This window comes from Streptomyces silaceus, from assembly GCF_001419745.1.
Lineage (GTDB): Bacteria > Actinomycetota > Actinomycetes > Streptomycetales > Streptomycetaceae > Streptomyces > Streptomyces silaceus.
This window is the reverse complement of the sequence record NZ_LIRJ01000391.1, coordinates 1-19,402: the sequence shown is the minus strand read 5'-3', so window position 1 is coordinate 19,402 and position 19,402 is coordinate 1. Positions and strand designations below refer to the sequence as shown.

The window sequence follows — 19,402 nt, the reverse complement described above, 5'->3', positions numbered from 1 at the left end:
GGTGCGGGGCGTGGACGGGGGCCGCCGCGTGCCGGGGGTCCGTCGCGGAGGCGGAGACGCCGGCCGTCACGAGGCCACCTCGATCACGATCTTGCCGAGCGTGTGGCCGTCCTCGACCGCGCGCAGCGCCTCGTCCGCGCGGTCCAGGGGGTACGTCGCCGTCACGTGCGGGCGCAGCACGCCGGCCACGGCGAGCAGGGCCACCTCGTCGAGGACCGCGGACGTGCGGGCGCGGGCGACCGGGGCGCCGCCCAGCGCGGCCACCGTCTCCTTCGCCGCCGCCGTGATCAGCTTCGTGCGGTCGGCGAGCAGCCCGGCGACCTCCGCGAGGCCGTCGCCGCCCACCAGGTCGAAGACGGCGTCGACGCGGCCGTCGGGCGCGGCTTCGCGTATCCGTTCCGCGAGGCGCGGGCCGCGCGGCACATGGGTGGCGCCGAGCGACTCGACGAACTCCTTCTTGCCCGCGCTCGCCGTGCCGATCACGCGCAGTCCGAAGTGCACGGCGATCTGCGTGGCGGCCACCCCGACGCCCCCGCCCGCGCCGGTGATCAGCAGGGTCGACCCGGCGGGCAGATCGAGCTGGCGCACGCCGTCGTACGCGGTCGCCGCCGCGACGGGCAGCGCGGCCGCGTCGACGTAGGAGAGGGCGTCCGGCTTGTGCGCGGCGATCGAGGCGGGGACCAGCGTGTACTGGGCGTAGCCGCCCGTGACGGGGTTGCCGAAGACGGGGTCGCCGACCGCGAAGCCCTCGACGCCGGGCCCGACCCGCGCCACGACGCCGGCGACCTCGCTGCCCAGCACCTCGGGGCCGGTCAGCGGCCCCTGACCTGGGCGCCGCTTGCCCTCCCGGAGCTTCCAGTCGACCGGGTTGACGCCCGCCGCGCGCACCGCGACGAGCAGCTCACCGGGGCCCGGGCTCGGCTCGGGCAGATCGAGGAAGGCCTCCACTTCGGGACCGCCGTGTTCGGTGAATGCGTACGCCTTGGGCATCGTGCTCCCTCACTCGCTCACTCGGATCGTTCGACGTGTGCCGACTTCCGTAGGGGACGACCACCATGATCGCCCGGCTATTCCCGGGGCGGCTGAGTGTTCACGAGGCCGCAACGCACGGTCAGAAATTGAACAGGTCGAAAACTTTGGGCTGACGACCTCTTGACCTTCATCGTTCAACCAATCAACACTCAGGCCCCGTACACCCGCACTGGAGCGGATGGCGCATTCGGTTCTTGGCGTCGTCGGCCAGTCCGGCCTGTCCAAGAGCCGTGTCCTGGAGGTCATTTCGCCATGCCCGCCACCACTCGCCGTGAACTTCTGAAGCAACTGGGCGGCACCGCGGCCGCCTTCGCCTTCGTCGCGGCGGCGGCCCCGCTCGCCACCGCCGCCCCGGGCAGCCCCGGTCCCGCCGCAGCCCCCGCCGCGGCCACGCCCCGCGTCCGCACGCTGCTCGCCCGCCTCACCCTCGACGAGAAGATCGGCCTCGTGCACGGCGCCACCGACCCCAGGAGACTGGGCCAGGCCGGCTATCTCCCGGGCGTCGCCCGCCTCGGCATCCCCGAACTGCGCCTGTCCGACGGCCCCGCGGGCGTCAACGTCGCCCGCTCCGCCACCGGACTCCCGCCCGTCTCCACGCTCGGCGCCGCCTTCAACCCCGCACTCGCCCGCGCGTACGGCGCGGTGATGGGCCGCGAGGGCCGCACCCTCGGCCAGGACGTGCTGCTCGCCCCGCAGATCGAGCTGTCCCGCACGCCGTTCTTCAGCCGCAACAAGGACCAGTCCGGCGAGGACCCCTACCTCAACGCGGTCATCGGGGCCGCCCAGGTCGAGGGAGTCCAGGCGCAGGGCATGCTCGCCCAGGCCAAGCACTTCCTCGCCAACAACCAGCGGCTGCACGAGTTCGACCGCGCGGACCCGGAGAACTCCTACGACTTCGTCGTCGACGACCGCACCCTGCACGAGCTGTACCTGCCGGCCTTCGAAGCCGTCGTCCGCGCGGGCGTGGCCTCCGTCATGTCCGCGTACAACCACCTCAACGGCCCCTGGAACAGCGAGAACCGCACCGTCCTGACCGACCTCCTGCGCGGCGAGCTCGGCTTCGAGGGCTTCGTCACCTCCGACTGGGGCGCCACCCACTCCACGGCCGCGCTCCAAGCCGGACTCGACATGCAGATGTGGGACGGCTCGCACTTCGGGGCGCCCTTGAAGAAGGCGATCGAGGACGGCGCCGTCCCGCTCGCCGCCCTGGACACCGCCGTCTCCCGCATCCTCGGCCGCTACGACGCCTTCGGCATGCTCGACGGCACCCGCGTGCCCGCCCGGAAGAGGATCGACGTCGAGGCGGGCGCGCGCGTGGCCCGCGAAGTCGCCGTCCAGGGCGCGGTGCTCCTCGCCAACGACGGCGGACTCCCGCTCTCCCCGGAGGCCCGGCGCGACCTCGCGCTCATCGGCCCGACCGCCGCCCAGGTCGCCGTCTCGGTCTCCGGCGAGCGCGCCTACGGCTTCGAGGACCGCATGGTCAGCCCCCTGGACGCGCTGCGCCGCACGACCGGGCGGAAGATCGCGTACGCGGTGGGCGTCGACCTCACCGGAACGGCCGTGCCCGCCTCCACGCTCCCCGGCGGCCTGGCCCGCGCGGGCGGCGGCACCGACGCGAACGTCGACTTCACCGGCGACCGTGCCCTGCCCCTCGGCACGACCGTCACGTGGACCGGCACCTTCGTCCCGCCCACCACGGGGGAGTACGCCCTGAACATCCAGGGCTGGGGCGCCGCCGTCTCCCTGAGCCTGGACGGCGAGGAGCTGGCGACGGCGTCCGGTGTGCGGGACGCCTTCACGCGCAAGTGGTCCTCGGTCGTGCCCACGACGGACGGCCTCGACAACGGCCGGGCGGCACCGGTGAAGCTCACCGCGGGCCGGTCCTACGCCCTCGTGGTCAAGGCGACGGGCTGGGACGACACCGTCGTCGAACGGGCCCCCGTCCAGGTGCGGTTCGCCTGGGTCACCCCGGAGCGGCGCGCCGCCGACATCGCGGCGGCGGCCCGCCTCGCCCGCCGCGTCCACACCCCCGTCGTGTTCGCGTACAACGGCGAGGGCGGCGCGCTCGGCGGCAGCGGCGACCTCACCACGCTCGCGCTCCCGGCCCATCAGGACGAGCTGATCGCCGCGGTCGCCGCCGCCAACCCGCGCACCGTCGTCGTCCTCAACACCGGCGGCCCCGTCACGATGCCCTGGCGCCGCGCGGTCGGCACGGTCCTGCACGCCGGCTACGTCGGCCAGGAGGGCGGCTGGTCCACCGCCGACCTGCTCCTCGGCCGCGCCAACCCGAGCGGCAAGTCCATCGTGACCTGGCCCGAGAAGGAGGCCGACCACCCCACCCTCGACCCCGCGCACCCGGAGCGCTACTACGGCGTGGACCGGACCGTCACGTACACCGAGGGCATCTTCACCGGCTACCGAGGCTTCGACAAGGCGGGCACCGAGCCGCTCTTCCCCTTCGGGCACGGCCTGTCCTACACGGAGTTCGCGTACTCCGCGCTCTCCGTGCGCCGCGCGGGCCAGGGATACGAGGTGTCGTTCACCGTGACCAACAAGGGCCGCCGCACCGGCGCGGAGGTCCCCCAGGTCTACGTGGGCCCGCCCCGTCACGCCCCCGTGGAGCTGCCCGTGCGCACCCTCGCCGCCTTCACCCGCGTCACCCTCCGCCCGGGCCGGTCGCGCCGCCTCACCCTGCGCGTCGCCGAGCGCCGACTGTCGTACTGGGACACGGACGACGCCCGCTGGATCCGTCCCCGGGGCAGTCGCGGGGTGTACGTCGGCTCGTCGTCGCGGGACATCCGTCTGCGGGGGACGGCCGGCTGACGGGGAACTCACTGCGCTCGGCCCACGCCAATCCCGCCATGACGCACACCAGTTCAAGCCGATGAGATACAACCGAGCCATGCCACGCTTCGAGGTCACACCGATAGGCACGGTCCAGAACGAGCGGACGGACGTCCAGCACTCGGACAACTGGGCGCCGTCCGCAGCACGATCACCGTCGACGAGCGGTTCGGGGAGGCGTGTCTCCAGGGGCTCGAGGGCTTCTCCCACGTGGAGGTCCTCTTCCTCTTCGACCAGCTCCCGGAACGGGACGACTACCGCGAACCCCGTCCCTACCGCGGCCGTTCCGACCTGCCGCCCGTCGGCGTCTTCGCCGACCGCGGGCCCCGCCGGCCGAACCGCATCGGGGTGACGTGCTGTGCCGTCGAGTCCGTCCAGGGCCGGGAACTGACGGTGGTGGGCCTCGACGCGGTGTCGGGCACCCCGGTCGTCGACCTGAAGCCGGTGATGGTGGAGTTCCAGGCCGTGGACGTGAAGCAGCCGGCATGGGTCGGCCCGTTGATGGCGGAGTACTTCAAGCCGTAGGCCCGGCCAGGCCCGTGCCGTCCACGGTGAGCGCACGGGCCAGCCGGTCCAGGTGGGCGCGGTACAGGCCCACGAAGTCCAGGCGGCCCGCCGCGAACGCCCACTGCACCTGGAGGCCGTCCGAGACGGCGAGGATCTCCCTGGCCACCGCCGGCGGGTCGGTGTCGGCGTGGAGGTGGCCGGCGTCCCGCGCGCCGGTGAGGGCGTCGGCGAGCAGGGTCACGACGCGTTCGTAGCGCTCGGCGAAGTAGGCGTGGGCCGGGTGGCCGGGGGCGCCGGCCTCGGCGGACAGCCGGGTGTAGAGCTCGATCAGGCCCGGCTGGGTGAGGTTGTACGCCGCCAGCTCCAGGAGCGCGCGGAAGAGCGCGCGCACGTCGTCGCCCCGCGCGGCCTCCCGCAGCGGCTCGAACGTCTCGGCCGTACGCTCCTCGCGGGCCTGGAGCACCGCCGTCAGCAGGCCCTCCTTCGAGCCGAAGTGGTGCACGACCACCGGCGCCGACGTGCCCGCGTCGGCGGCGATCCGCGCGAGCGAGGCGTTGAGATAGCCCGCCTGCGCGAAGCGGGCCAGGGCCGCCTCGACGATGGCGGCCCTGCGGGCGTCGGCGGCGGCGTACCGTCGCCCGGCCGTCCGGGTCACAGCCCCACCGACCCGTCGATCCGCTCCCGGATCAGATCCGCGTGGCCGTTGTGCCGGGCGTACTCCTCGACCATGTGCAGGAGCACCCAGCGCAGCGAGACCGCGCCGAGCCACGCGTCCTCGCCCTCGACGTCCAGGTCGGCGGCCTCCTCGACGAACTTCTCCGCGAACTCCACCTCCGCGCGCCACGCCGCCCAGGCCGCCGCGACGGCCCCGGGCTCCGCGAGCGCGCCGTCGAAGTCCTGGTCGGGGTTGTCCGGCGTGGCGTACAGGGGCGGCGCGTCCTCACCGGCCATGTCCTCGCGGAACCAGCGGCGCTCGACGTCGGTGAGGTGACGCACCAGTCCGAGCAGCGAGAGCGCGGACGGCGCCACCGAGCGCTGGTCCAACTCCCCCTCCAGACCCGAGCACTTGAGCTCCAGGGTCGCGCGCTGGGAGCGGAGGAAGGTGACGAGCATGGCGCGTTCGTCGCCGGTGGTGTCCGTGATGTAGCGGGGGTCGTTCTCTTCGCCGGTGAAGAAGGCCGCTCTTCTGCGTGAGGTCATGCCCCCATCATCGGGGCCCGCGCTCAGCCGTGGTCGCGCAGCCCCCGGTACAGCGCGCCCACCAGATGGACGCTGCGCAGGTCCTCGCCCGAGGTCCCGGAGCCCATGCGGTTCATCGTGTACGCGTAACCGACGCCGTTCTCCGGGTCGGCGAACGCGTAGGAGCCGCCGACGCCGCCGTGCCCGAACGCCCGCGGGTTGGGGCCCGCCTGCCCGAACTGGTTGAGCATGTAGCCGACGCCCCACTGCCACGACCGCGCGAGCGGCGTGCCCGCCGCCAGCATCAGGTCCGGCTCGTCGGGCCCGCTCTGCGGGGTGCGCAGCCGGTCCACCGTCTCGGCGGACAGGAGTCTGCCGCACGCCAACTCCGCGTACACGGCGGCGAGTCCGCGCGCGGTGGCGTGGCCGTTGGCCGCGGGGACCTCCGCGCTGCGGTAGGCCGCGCCGTTCACGTCGCCGAGCGGCAGATACCGCAGGGCCAGCGTGACCGGCGCCATCGGGTGCTCGTCGATGCCGCCGACCGGCGGATCGGGTGCCTCGCCGAACGGCCGGCGCGGGGGAGCGTCCCCGGCCGTGAGCGGGGGAGCGATGTCCGCGCACCGCCCGTGCTCGCTCTCGGGGGTGCCCACGAACACGTCGGCGCCCAGGGGTTCGGTCACCTCGGTGCGCAGGAACGTCCCGAGCGGGACCCCGGTGACGCGCCGCACGACCTCGCCGACCAGGAAGCCGAACGTCACCGCGTGATAGGCCTGCGCGGTGCCGGGCCGCCACCACGGCCGCGACGCCGCCAGCGCCTCGGTCACCTTCTCCCAGTCGAGGACCGCGCCCTGGCCCAGCGGCTCGCCCGGCGCGATCAGCCCGGAGCGGTGGCTGAGCAGCCAGCGCACCGGGATGTCGGCCTTGCCCGCCCGAGCGAACTCGGGCCAGTACCGCGCGACCGGCGCGTCCAGGTCCAGCACCCCGCTCTGGACGAGCAGATGGGCGCAGAGCGACGTCATCCCCTTGGTGGTGGAGTAGACGTGCACCAGCGTGTCGCGCTCCCAGGGGCGCGTGCCGGTCCGGTCGGCGTCGCCGCCCCACAGGTCGACGACGAACTCGCCGCCGACCGTGACCGCGACGGCCGCGCCGAGCTCACCGCGCTCGGTGAAGTTCCGCTCGAACTCCTCGCGCACTTCCTCGAATCCGGGGGCGCAGGTGCCGTGGACGCGCACAGTCATGTCGCGCATGGTTGCCCACGGCACCTACCTTTGCAAGCCCCGCGTCACAGCCAGCTGTGGTAGCGCCGTACGTACCAGCCCTTCACCACCTGGGTGAGCGCGCAGTACGCGAGCAGCGTCCCGATCAGCCACGGGAAGTAGCTCATCGGCAGCGGCTGCATCGACAGCGCGGACGCCAGCGGCGAGAACGGCAGCCACAGGCCGAACACCATCACCGCGCCGGTCATCACCAGTACCGGCAGCGACGCGCGGGACTGGATGAACGGGATCTTCCGCGTACGGATCATGTGGACGATCAGGGTCTGGGACAGCAGTCCCTCCACGAACCAGCCCGTCTGGAACAGGGTCTGCTGTGCGGGCGAGTCGGCCTGGAAGACGTACCACATCACCAGGAAGGTGCTGATGTCGAAGACCGAGCTGATCGGGCCGATCCGGACCATGAACCGGCCGATGCCCTTCGCGTCCCAGGTACGCGGCTTCTTCAGGTACTCCTCGTCCATGCGGTCCCACGGGATCGCCAGCTGGCTGATGTCGTAGCAGAGGTTCTGCACCAGGAGGTGGATGGCGAGCATCGGCTGGAAGGGGATGAACGCCGAGGCCACCAGCACGGAGAAGACATTGCCGAAGTTCGACGACGCCGTCATCTTGATGTACTTGATGGTATTGCCGAAGGTCTGACGTCCCATCAGTACGCCGCGCTCCAGGACCATCAGGTCCTTCTCCAGCAGGATGATGTCCGCGGACTCCTTGGCGATGTCCACGGCCGTGTCGACGGACACGCCCACGTCGGCCTCGCGCAGCGCCGCCGCGTCGTTGATGCCGTCCCCGAGGAAGCCGACCGTGTGGCCGTCGGCCTTCAGGGCCCGCACGATCCGCGCCTTCTGGACGGGGTTGACCTTCGCGAACACCGTGGTCCCGCGGGCGAGTTCGATCAGCTCGACGTCGTCGATCCCGTCGATCTCGGCACCGGTGACCAGCTCGCTCGCGTCCAGGCCGACATCGGCGCACACGCGCGCGGCGACCAGTTCGTTGTCGCCGGTGACCACCTTGACCGCGACGCCGTTCTCGGCGAGCGCGCGCAGCGCGTCGGCGGCGTCCCGCTTCGGCGGGTCGAGGAAGGCGAGGAACCCGACGAGGGTGAGCCCGCTCTCGTCCGCCACGGAGTACGTCTGCCGCTCCTCGCCGTCCCGCTCGGCGGGGAACGTACGGGTCGCCACCGCGAGGACGCGCAGGCCCTCCCGGTTGTGGCGCTCGCTGAGGGCGGTGACATGGGCGCGCAGCCGCCCGGTGAGCTCGACGCGCTCACCGCGGTCCATCATGTGGCCGCACCGGTCGAGGACCTCCTCGACCGCGCCCTTGGTGATGAGCGTGTGCTCCGGGGCCGGGCCCGGGAGCTCGTTGCGGCGCAGGACCACGGACATCCTGCGGCGGGCGAAGTCGAAGGGGATCTCGTCGACCATCGTGAAGAGGTGATCGACGACAACCTCCTCGGCCTCGTCCACGCGGTCGATGACCGCCTGGTCCATGAGGTTGCGCAGCCCGGTCTGGAAGTGGGCGTTGAGGTAGGCGTACTCCAGGACCTCGCGGTCCGCCTCGCCGCGCGTGTCGAGGTAGCGGTCCAGGACGATGCGGTCCTCGGTGAGGGTGCCCGTCTTGTCGGTGCACAGCACGTCCATCGCGCCGAGGTTCTGGATCGCGTTGAGCTGCTTGACGACGACCTTGTGCCGCGACATCGCCACGGCGCCGCGCGCCAGGTTCGCCGAGACCACCATCGGCAGCATCTCGGGCGTCAGCCCGACCGCCACGGAGATCGAGAACAGCAGTGCCTGGTCCCAGTCGCCCTTGGTGAAGCCGTTGATCGCGAAGACCACCGGCACCATCACCAGCATGAAGCGGATCAGCAGGAAGCTGACCCGGCGCACGCCGAGGTCGAAGGCGGTCTGCGGACGCTCGCCGGACAGCGCGCCGGCCATCGAGCCGAAGTACGTGTGGGCGCCCGTCGCGACGACCACGCCGGTCGCCGTGCCGGAGGTCACCGACGTACCCATCAGGCAGAGGTTGTCCGCCTCGACGGGGTCCGTGGTGGTCTGCTGGCCCAGGTCGTGGGCGCGGGTGTCGGCCTTGGCGACCGGCAGCGACTCGCCGGACAGGGCGGCCTGGCTGACCATCAGGTCCTTGGCGGTGAGCAGCCGCAGATCGGCGGGGACCATGTCGCCTGCGGCGAGCCTGACCAGGTCGCCGGGGACGACCTGCTCCATCGGGATCTCTTCGGTGCCGGGCTGCTCGCCCCAGCGCCGCTGCACCGCGCACGAGGTGGTGACCAGCGCCTTGAGCGCCTCGGCGGAGCGGGCGGAGCGGAACTCCTGCCAGAACCGCAGCAGCCCGCTGATCAGCACCATCGAGGTGAGGATGTAGACGCCGGGGTCGGCGGGGTCCTGCCAGTACATGACGGCGGCGAGGACGACGAGCACGCCGATGAAGGGGTTCCAGAAGGACTTCGCGAGCTGGGCCGTCCAGTGCGGGACGCGCTCATGGGCGACGGTGTTGGGGCCGTGGCGCTCGACGCGCTCGAGGACCTGGTCCTGACGCAGGCCGCGGGGGGAGGAGTTGAGGGCGCGCAGCACGTCGCGGGCGGGCCGCGCGCTGAAACCGGCGAGCTTCGCGCCGACTTCACGGGTGCGGGCATCCAGCTCGGCGGCCTTGCGGGTTCGGGGGGTGGTGCGGGGGTTCTCGCCTGGCGGGGCCAGGCGTACCTGGGGAATCAGCTTGTTCATGGCAGACCTCCCTCCGTGCGGGGGCATGACGAAGCAGACCCGTGCACGAGGACGTGAAAGTGGTGTGAAAATCCCCGGGAGCACCCACGGCGTACGGCCGTCGGCACACGGGGGCGGCGCGGCGCCGGTGGCACCGCGGAGACAAGGGGAACGGCTGCGGAAAGCGGCCTCAGACGCGGCCGTACGCCGGCTCAGGAGCGGCGGAACGCCGGATCAGAAAAGGTCACCGCTGACGCAAGGACTTCCTTCGGGACTCATCCCGAACACCTCCTTGCACTCGCGGGACGGAGAAGAACGCACCTCAGAACGGTGCACGGCCAAGTGAGTCACGTGCGTTCCCCTATGTCAAATGTGGGACTTTGGTCCCGAAAAGTCCGGGACTTGTGTCCTGCCCATCAGGGGTTGGACTTCTCTTCACACGCCCGTCACAGGCTCTTCCGTATCGCTTGCTCCCCTTGGCACACTTCACCCCGCTCGCGTCCCCCACAAAACACGAGGTCGGAATACTCATGCCTGAACTCAATCGGCGCCGCTTCATGCAGCTGGCCGGTGGCACCGCGACGTTCGCCATGCTCAACCAGAGCATCGCCCGCGCCGCCTCGCTCCCGGCCCGGCGCGCCACCGGCACGATCAAGGACGTCGAGCACGTCGTCGTGCTGATGCAGGAGAACCGCTCCTTCGACCACTACTTCGGGAAGCTGAAGGGCGTCCGCGGCTTCGGCGACCCGCGCCCGGTCACGCTGCCGAACGGCAAGCCGGTCTGGAACCAGCCGAGTGGCGGCAAGGAGATCCTGCCGTTCCACCCGGACGCCGAGGACCTCGGCATGCAGTTCATCGCGGGCCTCGACCACGACTGGGCCGGCGGCCACAAGGCGTTCAACAACGGCGCGTACGACCAGTGGATCCCCGCGAAGTCCGAGCGCACGATGGCTTATCTGGAGCGGAACGACATTCCTTTCCACTACGCCCTCGCCGACGCCTTCACGGTCTGCGACGACTACCACTGCTCCTTCATGGGCGCCACCGACCCCAACCGCTACTACATGCTGAGCGGCGGCGTCGGCAACGACGGCAAGGGCGGCGGCCCGGTGCTCGGCAACCAGGAGGCGGGGTACGACTGGACGACGTACGCGGAGCGCCTGGAGCAGGCGGGCGTCTCCTGGAAGGTGTACCAGGACATCGGTGACGGCCTGGACGCGGCCGGGCACTGGGGCTGGATCGACGACGCGTACCGCGGCAACTACGGCGACAACTCGCTGCTGTACTTCAACAAGTACCGCAACGCCAAGCCCGGCGACCCGCTCTACGACAAGGCCCGCACCGGCACCAACGCCAAGGCGGGCGACGGCTACTTCGACCTCCTGAAGGCCGACGTCAAGGCGGACAAGCTCCCGCAGGTCTCCTACATCGCCGCACCCGAGGCGTTCTGCGAGCACCCCAACTGGCCGGTGAACTACGGCGCCTGGTACATCGCGCAGGTCCTGGACGCGCTCACCTCCAACCCCGCGGTGTGGGCGAAGACCGCGCTGTTCATCACCTACGACGAGAACGACGGCTACTTCGACCACGTCGTCCCGCCGTACGTCCCCAAGGACGCCAACCAGGGCAAGTCCACCGTCGACACGAAGCTCGACTACTTCCCGGGCAGCATCTCCTACGCGGCCGGCCACTACGGCCTCGGCCAGCGCGTCCCGATGATCGTGGTCTCGCCGTGGAGCACCGGTGGCTTCGTGAACTCCGAGGTGTTCGACCACACCTCGATCATCCGGTTCATGGAGAAGCGTTTCGGCGTCCAGGAGCCCAACATCTCGCCGTGGCGCCGGGCGATCTGCGGCGACCTCACCTCCGCCTTCGACTTCGGCGGCAAGGACACCGACCCGGCGGAGCTCCCCGACACCTCGGCCTATGAGCCGCCGGACCACGAGCGCCACCCCGACTACCTGCCCAAGGCGCCCGCGAACCCGGCGCTGCCCAAGCAGGAGTCCGGCTCCCGGCCCACCCGCGCCCTGCCCTACGCCCCGCTGGTGGACGGCGCCGCGGACGCGGCCGCGGGCAAGTTCACGCTGACTTTCAGCGGCGGCGACAAGGCGGGCGTCTGCTTCCACGTGCGCTCCGCCAACCGCACGGACGGCCCCTGGACGTACACCACCGAGGCGGGCAAGTCGATCGCGGACACCTGGAACTCGGCGTACTCCAAGGACGTGTACGACCTGTCGGTGTTCGGCCCGAACGGCTTCCTGCGCACCTTCAAGGGCCCCGGCAAGAAGGCCGGACCCGAGGTCGTCGCCCGCCACGACGGCACGACGGGCAACATCAGGCTGACCCTGAAGAACGCGGGCACCGCCGACGTGAACCTCACGGTCACCAACGCCTACGGCGGCGCGGCGCAGACCTTCAAGGTCAAGGCCGGCGGCACCGTCGAGCACACCGTCGACCTGCGGGCCACCAAGCGCTGGTACGACCTGACGGTGAAGTCCGACGCCGACGCGGGCTTCCTGCGGCGCCTCGCGGGTCACGTGGAGAACGGCCAGGCGGGCGTCAGCGACCCGGCGATCGCCACGGGCTGAGTCCGGCCGGGGTCCCGGAGCGGCACGCTCCGGGACCCCGAACGGGATGGTCCCGGGCCCCGGCGCCGGACAAAATGGAGGGCCGTCGCCCCGCGTCGCGGATAGCATCCGGGGGCATGACGAATACCTCCCCCCGTCCCTCCGGGGTCCCCGACAAGCCCGCCCTCGACGGGCTGGAAGAGAAGTGGTCGCGGCGCTGGGACGAGTCGGGCGTATTCGCATTCGACCGCAGCCGGACGCGGGACGAGGTCTTCTCCATCGACACCCCGCCGCCCACGGTCAGCGGCTCGCTCCACGTCGGCCACGTCTTCTCGTACACCCACACCGACACCGTCGCCCGCTACCAGCGCATGCGCGGCAAGGAAGTCTTCTATCCCATGGGATGGGACGACAACGGCCTGCCGACCGAGCGCCGCGTCCAGAACCACTTCGGCGTCCGCTGCGACCCCGCCCTTCCGTACGACCCCGGCTTCACCCCGCCCGAGAAGCCCGGCAAGCGCCAACTGCCGATCTCCCGGCGGAACTTCATCGAGCTGTGCGAGCGGCTCACCGTCGAGGACGAGAAGGCCTTCGAGGCGCTCTGGCGCCACCTCGGCCTGTCCGTCGACTGGTCGCACACGTACCAGACGATCGACGCGGACGCCCGCGCCACCTCGCAGCTCGCCTTCCTCGACAACCTCGCGCGCGGCGAGGCCTACGTCGCCGAGGCGCCGACGCTGTGGGACGTCACGTTCCGCACGGCGGTCGCCCAGGCCGAACTGGAGGACAGGGAGCGGCCCGCGGCGTACCACAAGCTCCGCTTCCGGACCGCGAACGGCCGCGCCGTCCTGATCGAGACCACCCGGCCCGAACTCCTGCCCGCCTGCGTCGCGTTGGTCGCCCACCCGGAGGACGAGCGCTACCAGGACCTGTTCGGCGAGACGGTCCGCACCCCGCTCTTCGGCGTCGAGGTCCCCGTCGTCGCCCACCCCCTCGCGCAGCCGGGCAAGGGCACCGGCCTCGCGATGATCTGCACCTTCGGCGACACCACCGACGTCACGTGGTGGCGCGAACTGCGCCTCGCCACCCGGCCCGTCATCGGCTGGGACGGCCGCTTCCTCGCCGATCCGCCGCCCGGCGTCGCGTCGCCGGAGGCCGTCGCGGCGTACGGGCGACTGGCGGGCGCCACCGCGCACACCGCCCGGGAGCGCATCGTCGGGCTGCTCCGCGAGAGCCGCGACCTCGTGGACGAGCCGCGCGCCGTCACGCACGCGGTGAAGTTCTTCGAGAAGGGCGACAAGCCCCTGGAGATCGTCACCACCCGCCAGTGGTACCTCCGCAACGGCGGCCGGGACCCGGAACTGCGTGACCGACTCCTGGGCCGGGGAGCCGAACTGACCTGGCATCCGCCGCACATGCTGGTCCGCTACGAGAACTGGGTCGGCGGGCTCAACGGCGACTGGCTGATCAGCCGTCAGCGCTTCTTCGGCGTGCCGATCCCCGTCTGGTATCCGCTCGACGCCGCGGGACAGCCCGACTACGACCACCCGATCGTCCCCGACCGCGCCGCGCTGCCCGTCGACCCGAGCGCGGAGACCCCGCCCGGCTACGCGGCCGGACAGCGCGGCGAGCCGCACGGCTTCATCGGCGACCCGGACGTCATGGACACCTGGGCGACGTCCTCGCTCACCCCGCAGATCGCGGGCAAGTGGCTGACGGATCCCGACCTGTTCGCGCGGGTCTTCCCCATGGACCTGCGCCCCCAGGCCCACGAGATCATCCGCACCTGGCTGTTCTCCACGGTCGTCCGCGCCCACACCGGGCACGGCACGCTGCCCTGGCGGCACGCGGCGATCTCGGGCTGGATCCTCGACCCCGACCGCAAGAAGATGGCGAAGTCCAAGGGGAACGCCGTCACCCCGGACCACCTCCTCGCCCAGCACGGCTCCGACGCCGTGCGCTACTGGGCGGCGAGCGGCCGCCCCGGCACGGACACGGCGTTCGACGTCGGCCAGATGAAGATCGGCCGCCGGCTCGCCATGAAGCTGCTGAACGTCGGCACGTTCGTCCTGAGCCTGGGCGACGTCGACGAGGCGGCCACCGCCACCGATCCCCTCGACCGCGCGCTGCTCGCCGCGCTGGCGGCCACCGTCGAGGAGGCGACCGCGGCGTTCGACGCCTTCGACTACGCCCGCGCCCTGGAGCGCACGGAGCAGTTCTTCTGGCGCTTCTGCGACGACTACGTCGAACTGGTCAAGGCCCGCGCGTACGGCGACCACGGCGACGCGGCCGCGGCCCGGTCCGCGCGGGCGACGCTGCGCGCCGCGCTCGACGCGCAGCTGCGGCTCTTCGCGCCGGTCCTGCCGTTCGTCACCGAGGAGGTCTGGTCGTGGTGGCGCGTGGGGTCGGTCCACCGCGCCGCCTGGCCGGACGCGGCCGGTCTGCGGGAGCACGCGGGCGATCCGGAGGTCCTCGCCACGGCGTCGGAGGCCATCGCGGCGGTCCGCCGGGCGAAGTCGCAGGCGCGGCTCTCGATGCGGGCGGAGGTCGCGAAGGCGACGGTCACAGCGGAGCGCGCGGCCCTGGACCGCTTCGCGGTGGCGGAGGGGGATCTGCGGGCGGCGGGCCGGATCGGGGCCGTGGAGCTGCGGGAGGCGGAGGGCCATCTCCGAGTGGAGGTGGCGTTCTGAGGGGGGCTTGCCGGGCGGGATGAGTCGGACGTCACACCCTGCGAAAGGGGTGGCGAACCGGCCGTACCCGGACGGTAGGGTCACCCGGGTGACAACGCATTCGAACACTCCTGCAGGTTGGTACTCGGACCCGCACGGCGCGCCCCAGCTGCTGCGCTGGTGGGACGGCTCCCAATGGACGGAGCACACCAGCCCGGACCCGCAGGGCCAGGCCGCCCAGGCCCAGGCCCAGCAGGTCCCGCAGCAGGCGCAGGCCCCGCAGGCCCCGCCCGCTCAGCAGCAGGGCGGGTTCGGCGGGCCGCAGGGCCATGCGCTGCAGGGGCAGTTCGGTCAGCCCCAGGCCCAGCCCCACGCGCAGCCGCAGCAGGCCCCGCCGATGGCCGATCCCGCGAAGGTGCAGCGCCAGGTGCAGCAGCAGGCGGGCGTCGCGCCGGCCGCGCAGGGCGGCGGCACGCTGTTCACCGAGCCGGTCCTGGTCGTGAACCAGAAGGCCAAACTGATCGAGCTCACGAACGAGTACAGCGTCATGGACCAGTCGGGCAACGCGCTCGGCTCGGTCGTCCAGATCGGCCAGAGCACGCTGAAGAAGGTCGCGCGTTTCGTCGCCAGCGTCGACCAGTTCATGACGCACAAGCTGGAGATCCGTGACGCGTACGGCCAGCCGCAGCTGGTGCTCACGCGCCCCCGCAAGTTCATGAAGTCGCGGGTGATCGTCGAGCGCCCGGACGGCCGGCCGGTCGGCGAGATCGTCCAGCAGAACATGATCGGGAAGATCAACTTCGCGATGATGGCCAACGGCCAGCAGGTCGGCGCCATCAAGGCGGAGAACTGGCGGGCCTGGAACTTCGCGATCGTCGACCACGCGGACAACGAGGTCGCCCGGATCACGAAGACCTGGGAAGGTCTCGCGAAGACGATGTTCACCACCGCGGACAACTACGTCCTGCAGATCCACTACCAGCTGCCCGACCCGCTCCTGAGCCTCGTCGTCGCGACGGCGCTCACCGTGGACACGGCGCTCAAGCAGGACGCGCGGGGCTTGGGGTAAACGTTCCTGCGACAACGGCGCCGGTCGCTTCCCCGCGGGGAAGCGACCGGCGCCGTTGCGTTGGCCCTCTCAGACGCTCTGCAGGCCTGATGCCGCGGGGCGCGCCGTTCCCGGCGCTCCTTCGGGCGGCACCGGCCGGCCGGGGATCGAGGGCAGGAAGTCGCCCGCGGGCCCGACCGTCGTGTCACGCGGAGACCGCGTCAGCACGACCACCCCGTACGCCGCCACCGCCGCGCCCGCCACCGCCAGGAGGATCCCGCCGACGCCGCCCTGGAGGCGCTCGCCGAGCAGGGCCACACCGATGACCGAGGCCGCCACGGGGTTGGCCAGGGTCACCACGGCGAGCGGCGCGCCGAGGCCGCCGCGGTAGGCGGTCTGCGAGAGCAGCAGGCCACCGGCGGCGAACGCGGCGACGAGCAGCGCCACGATCACCACCTGCGGGCTGAGCAGCGGGCCCGAGCGGTCGGTGACGGCGACCGTCACGGTCTGCGTGAGCGCCGACGCGACCCCGGAGGCGAACCCGGACGCGGTGGCGTGCCGCAGCCCCGGCCGGGTGCCGGGCCGCGAGAGCACACCGATGACCGCCATGGTCGCGGCGGCCACCACGAGCGCCTCCGGCACCGTCAGGGTGTCGTCAGGGGCGGGCCCGGAGGCGGTGAGGAGCAGCGCGCCGAGGCCGATGAGCGTGAGCCCGGTGCCGCGCCACTCCAGGCGCGTGACCCGGCGCCCCGCGAGCCGCGCGCCGAGCGGCACGGCGGCGACCAGGGTGAGCGCGCCGAGCGGCTGGACCAGGGTGAGGGGGCCGTACTTCAGGGCCGCCACGTGCAGCAGCGCCGCGGACGCGTTGAGCCCGACGGAGGCCCACCAGGCCCCGCTGCCGAGCATCCGGAGCGCCCCGCTCTCGCCCTCGGCGACACGCGAGGCGAGCCGTTCCTGTGCCACCGCGGCCGCGGCGTACGCGGCGGCGGAGACGAGCGAGAGCGCGACGGCGAGGAGGGTGGCGCTCACCGGCCGGCCCCCGAGGTGGCGAGTTCGGGCGCGGGCGCGGAGCGGCGCACGACCGTGGAGCGCCCGGGGCGCGGCAGCCGGATCACCGCGAGCGCGATGCCGAGCAGCGCGGTCGCCGCGATCGCGTCGAGCCAGTAGTGGTTGGCGGTGCCGACCACCACGAGCAGGGTGACCAGCGGATGCAGCAGCCACAGCCAGCGCCACCGCGACGAGGTCGCGACGATCATGCCGACGGCGAGCATCAGCGCCCAGCCGAAGTGCAGCGAGGGCATGGCGGCGAACTGGTTCGCCATGGTGTCGGTCGCGGGCTCGGCGGCGTACACCGAGGGCCCGTACACCTGCGCGGTGTCCACCAGGTGCGCGGCGTCCAGCATCCGCGGCGGCGCGAGCGGGAAGCCGAGGTGCAGCACGAGCGCGGCCCCGGTCAGCGCGGCGAGCACCCGCCGCGTCCAGACGTAGTGCCGGGGCCTGCGCAGATAGAGCCAGACCAGGAACAGCAGCGTCGCGGGGAAGTGCACGGTCGCGTAATAGGTGTTCGCGACGTGGATCAGCGTGTCGCTGCTCAGCAGCGCGTCCTGGACGGCTCCCTCGCCGGGCAGGCGCAGTGCGCGCTCGGCGTCCCACACGCGGTGCGCGTTGTGGAAGGCCTCGGCGGTGTGGCCGTTGGCGAGCTGCCTGCCGAACTTGTAGACGAGGAAGAGTCCTACGACGAGGAGGAGCTCGCGGACGAGGGGCGGTCGGGCAGATGTGTCCGGCTTCCGGACGGCGGTCGCGTCCGGCTCCCGGACGGTTATGTCCGGCTCCCGTTCGGCAGGCTCGGTTCGGGATTCCATCCCCCGGCCCCTTTGCGTGATGACTGGGTGGTGCGGTGTCGAGCGGGTAACGCCCCACTCGTCGAGCGGGGGATCGCCCCACTCATCGATACGCCAGTGTACCGATACGGGAGCGTACCGGTACACTGGCGTATCGCTAGGGGCCGATCGAGCCGATCGCCGCCGGACCGAGGGGAAGAGCCATGACGTCGACGTCGAACCGCTCGAAGATCACGCCCGAGCGCGAGCAGGAGTTCTACGACGCCGTCCTCGACCAGCTCCGCGAGTGCGGCTACGAGGCCCTGACCATGGAGGGCGTGGCCGCCCGCACCCGGTGCAGCAAGTCGACGCTCTACCGTCAGTGGAAGACCAAGCCCCAGTTCGTGGCCGCGGCGCTGCGCGCCAACCGGTGCGTGCGGTTCGCCGGCATCGACACCGGCAGCCTCGCCGGTGACCTGCGCGAGGCGGCCCGCGCCGCGGGCCATGAGTCCGACCGGGACACGATGCTGGTCCAGGCGCTCAGCCACGCGGTTCTGCAGGACGAGGACCTGCGGCGGGTGCTGCGTGAGACGCTGGTCGAGCCGGAGCTCCAGGCGATGGCCGCGATCATGCGGCGCGGCGTCGAGCGCGGTGAGATCGCCGAGGGGCACCCGGCGACGGAGTTCGTCACGGTGCAGCTGTTCGGCGTGGTGCGGGCCAGACCCGTCCTCGAGGGCGCGCACGCCGACGGGGACTACCTGACCCGTTTCGTCGAGGCCTGTGTGCTACCCGCACTCGGCCTCACCTGATCGTGGGCCCGGGTCCGTTGGATGACGGGACCCGGACCTGCCCGCGCCGCACCGTGGGGACGGGGGCGGCGCGCATCCCCGGGCCGGGCGGGGTTCCTCCAGAGCGGCGAGGAACCCCGCCCGGTCCTTTGCCGCGTACGGCCTCGGGCGTCGTTCTCAGACGTCCTGTCCGTTGCCGCCCCCGCCGGCCGGACCCGCCTTGATCCCCTTGGCGATCCGGTCCATGTACGACGGTGCGGGCGCCTTGTCGTTGACGTCGATGCCCATCCGGACGATGACGAGCTTCGACGTGTCCGCGGGGGAGGGGAAGGCGAGCGACTCGACGTAGCCGTCGTCGCTCTTCTCCGTGACGGCCTTCCAGCGGACGTAGTAGCCCTTCTGGCCCGCCACGGTGATCGACTTCGAGGCCAGCACCTTGTGCGAGGTGATCTTGCCGTAGGTCTTGCCGCCGTACCCCTCCTCGGCGTTCTTCTTGATGTCCGCCTTCGCGGCCTCCTCGGGCGTCTTGCCGTCGAGGTCCAGCTCCTTCGCGGACTGCGAGTACGCGCTGCCTCGCGTGCACTGCTCCTTCTCGTTCCCCGGGCACGGGATCGGGGCCGTCTGCACGCCGGCGCCCTTCTGCGTGGGCCCGCCCTGCCAGCCGTCCGGCACAGGAATCCTGATGCCGTTCACCGCGTCACTGGCGAAGCCCTCCTCCTGCCCCGGGGCTCCCGGGCCCTCGGGGGCGCCCGGCGACTGGGGTGCCCGGGGCTCACGGGGACCGGGGGTGCCCGGGTCGCGCGGCCCGCCGGCCGACGGCTCCTTGCCCGCGGAACCGCCGTCGCCCCCGTCGCCGTCCGCGGTCAGCGCGTACACGCCGCCGCCTATCCCCGCGAGGACGACGAGGACCACGCCGGTGGCTATCGCGATGCGCAGCTTGCGCCGGGGGGCGGGGGC

General features: G+C 72.1%; 14 protein-coding genes. 6 read left to right on the top strand and 8 right to left on the bottom strand.

Annotation, left to right across the window (positions count from 1 at the left end):
• Positions 1–66: 66 nt before the first annotated feature.
• On the bottom strand, positions 67–990 hold the full coding sequence (locus AOK22_RS31060; protein ID WP_055702046.1) for an NADP-dependent oxidoreductase: 924 nt from the start codon (positions 988–990) through the stop codon (positions 67–69).
• A 294-nt stretch (positions 991–1,284) separates the two neighbouring features.
• Here AOK22_RS31060 and AOK22_RS31055 point away from each other — a divergent pair, with 294 nt between their 5' ends.
• Together AOK22_RS31055 and AOK22_RS31050 are read left to right on the top strand one after the other, a co-directional pair.
• A complete protein-coding gene (locus AOK22_RS31055; RefSeq protein WP_055702045.1) occupies positions 1,285–3,855 on the top strand; it encodes a beta-glucosidase family protein in 2,571 nt (856 codons plus the stop codon).
• Positions 3,856–3,921: 66 nt separating this feature from the next.
• A complete protein-coding gene (locus AOK22_RS31050) occupies positions 3,922–4,401 on the top strand; it encodes an SAM-dependent methyltransferase (protein ID WP_341845623.1) in 480 nt (159 codons plus the stop codon).
• On the opposite strand, the gene AOK22_RS41610 is transcribed toward AOK22_RS31050, so the two are convergent.
• Genes AOK22_RS41610 through mgtA form a run of 4 tightly spaced genes read right to left on the bottom strand, consistent with a single transcriptional unit; the run spans position 4,391 to position 9,574 of the window.
• Positions 4,391–5,038: a TetR/AcrR family transcriptional regulator gene (locus tag AOK22_RS41610; protein ID WP_055702044.1), complete on the bottom strand. Its 648-nt coding sequence runs from the start codon at positions 5,036–5,038 to the stop codon at positions 4,391–4,393. The two genes, AOK22_RS31050 and AOK22_RS41610, sit on opposite strands and share 11 nt — an antisense overlap.
• A complete protein-coding gene (locus AOK22_RS31040; RefSeq protein WP_079036934.1) occupies positions 5,035–5,583 on the bottom strand; it encodes a DinB family protein in 549 nt (182 codons plus the stop codon). The genes AOK22_RS41610 and AOK22_RS31040 overlap by 4 nt, the downstream gene beginning before the upstream one ends.
• A gap of 23 nt (positions 5,584–5,606) precedes the next feature.
• Positions 5,607–6,809 carry a serine hydrolase gene (locus tag AOK22_RS31035; RefSeq protein WP_055702043.1) on the bottom strand — a complete coding sequence of 401 codons (1,203 nt, stop codon included), beginning with the start codon at positions 6,807–6,809 and terminating at the stop codon, positions 5,607–5,609.
• A gap of 35 nt (positions 6,810–6,844) precedes the next feature.
• A complete protein-coding gene (mgtA, locus tag AOK22_RS31030; protein WP_079036933.1) occupies positions 6,845–9,574 on the bottom strand; it encodes a magnesium-translocating P-type ATPase in 2,730 nt (909 codons plus the stop codon).
• A gap of 509 nt (positions 9,575–10,083) precedes the next feature.
• On the opposite strand from mgtA, the gene AOK22_RS31025 reads away from it, so the two are divergent.
• The 3 genes from AOK22_RS31025 to AOK22_RS31015 all read left to right on the top strand — a co-directional run bounded on the left by AOK22_RS31025 (position 10,084) and on the right by AOK22_RS31015 (position 15,858).
• Positions 10,084–12,141 (top strand): phosphocholine-specific phospholipase C, encoded by a 2,058-nt coding sequence (locus AOK22_RS31025; RefSeq protein WP_055702042.1) that lies wholly within the window; start codon positions 10,084–10,086, stop codon positions 12,139–12,141.
• 116 nt (positions 12,142–12,257) lie between these two features.
• Positions 12,258–14,810 carry a valine--tRNA ligase gene (valS, locus tag AOK22_RS31020; protein WP_055702041.1) on the top strand — a complete coding sequence of 851 codons (2,553 nt, stop codon included), beginning with the start codon at positions 12,258–12,260 and terminating at the stop codon, positions 14,808–14,810.
• Positions 14,811–14,898: 88 nt separating this feature from the next.
• Entirely contained in the window at positions 14,899–15,858 is a 960-nt protein-coding gene (locus AOK22_RS31015; RefSeq protein WP_055702049.1) for an LURP-one-related family protein, read from the top strand.
• Between the two features lie 69 nt (positions 15,859–15,927).
• On the opposite strand, the gene AOK22_RS31010 is transcribed toward AOK22_RS31015, so the two are convergent.
• A complete protein-coding gene (locus tag AOK22_RS31010; protein WP_167357902.1) occupies positions 15,928–16,866 on the bottom strand; it encodes a DMT family transporter in 939 nt (312 codons plus the stop codon).
• On the bottom strand, positions 16,863–17,699 hold the full coding sequence (locus AOK22_RS31005) for a phosphatase PAP2 family protein (protein WP_079036932.1): 837 nt from the start codon (positions 17,697–17,699) through the stop codon (positions 16,863–16,865). Before AOK22_RS31005 ends, AOK22_RS31010 begins: the two co-directional genes overlap by 4 nt.
• 182 nt (positions 17,700–17,881) lie before the next feature.
• Between AOK22_RS31005 and AOK22_RS31000 the strand changes: the two genes are divergently transcribed.
• Entirely contained in the window at positions 17,882–18,466 is a 585-nt protein-coding gene (locus AOK22_RS31000; protein WP_055702040.1) for a TetR/AcrR family transcriptional regulator, read from the top strand.
• Positions 18,467–18,622: 156 nt separating this feature from the next.
• Here the strand turns inward: AOK22_RS31000 and AOK22_RS30995 are convergent.
• On the bottom strand, positions 18,623–19,402 hold a 780-nt coding region (locus AOK22_RS30995), incomplete at its 5' end, for a hypothetical protein (protein ID WP_107102076.1).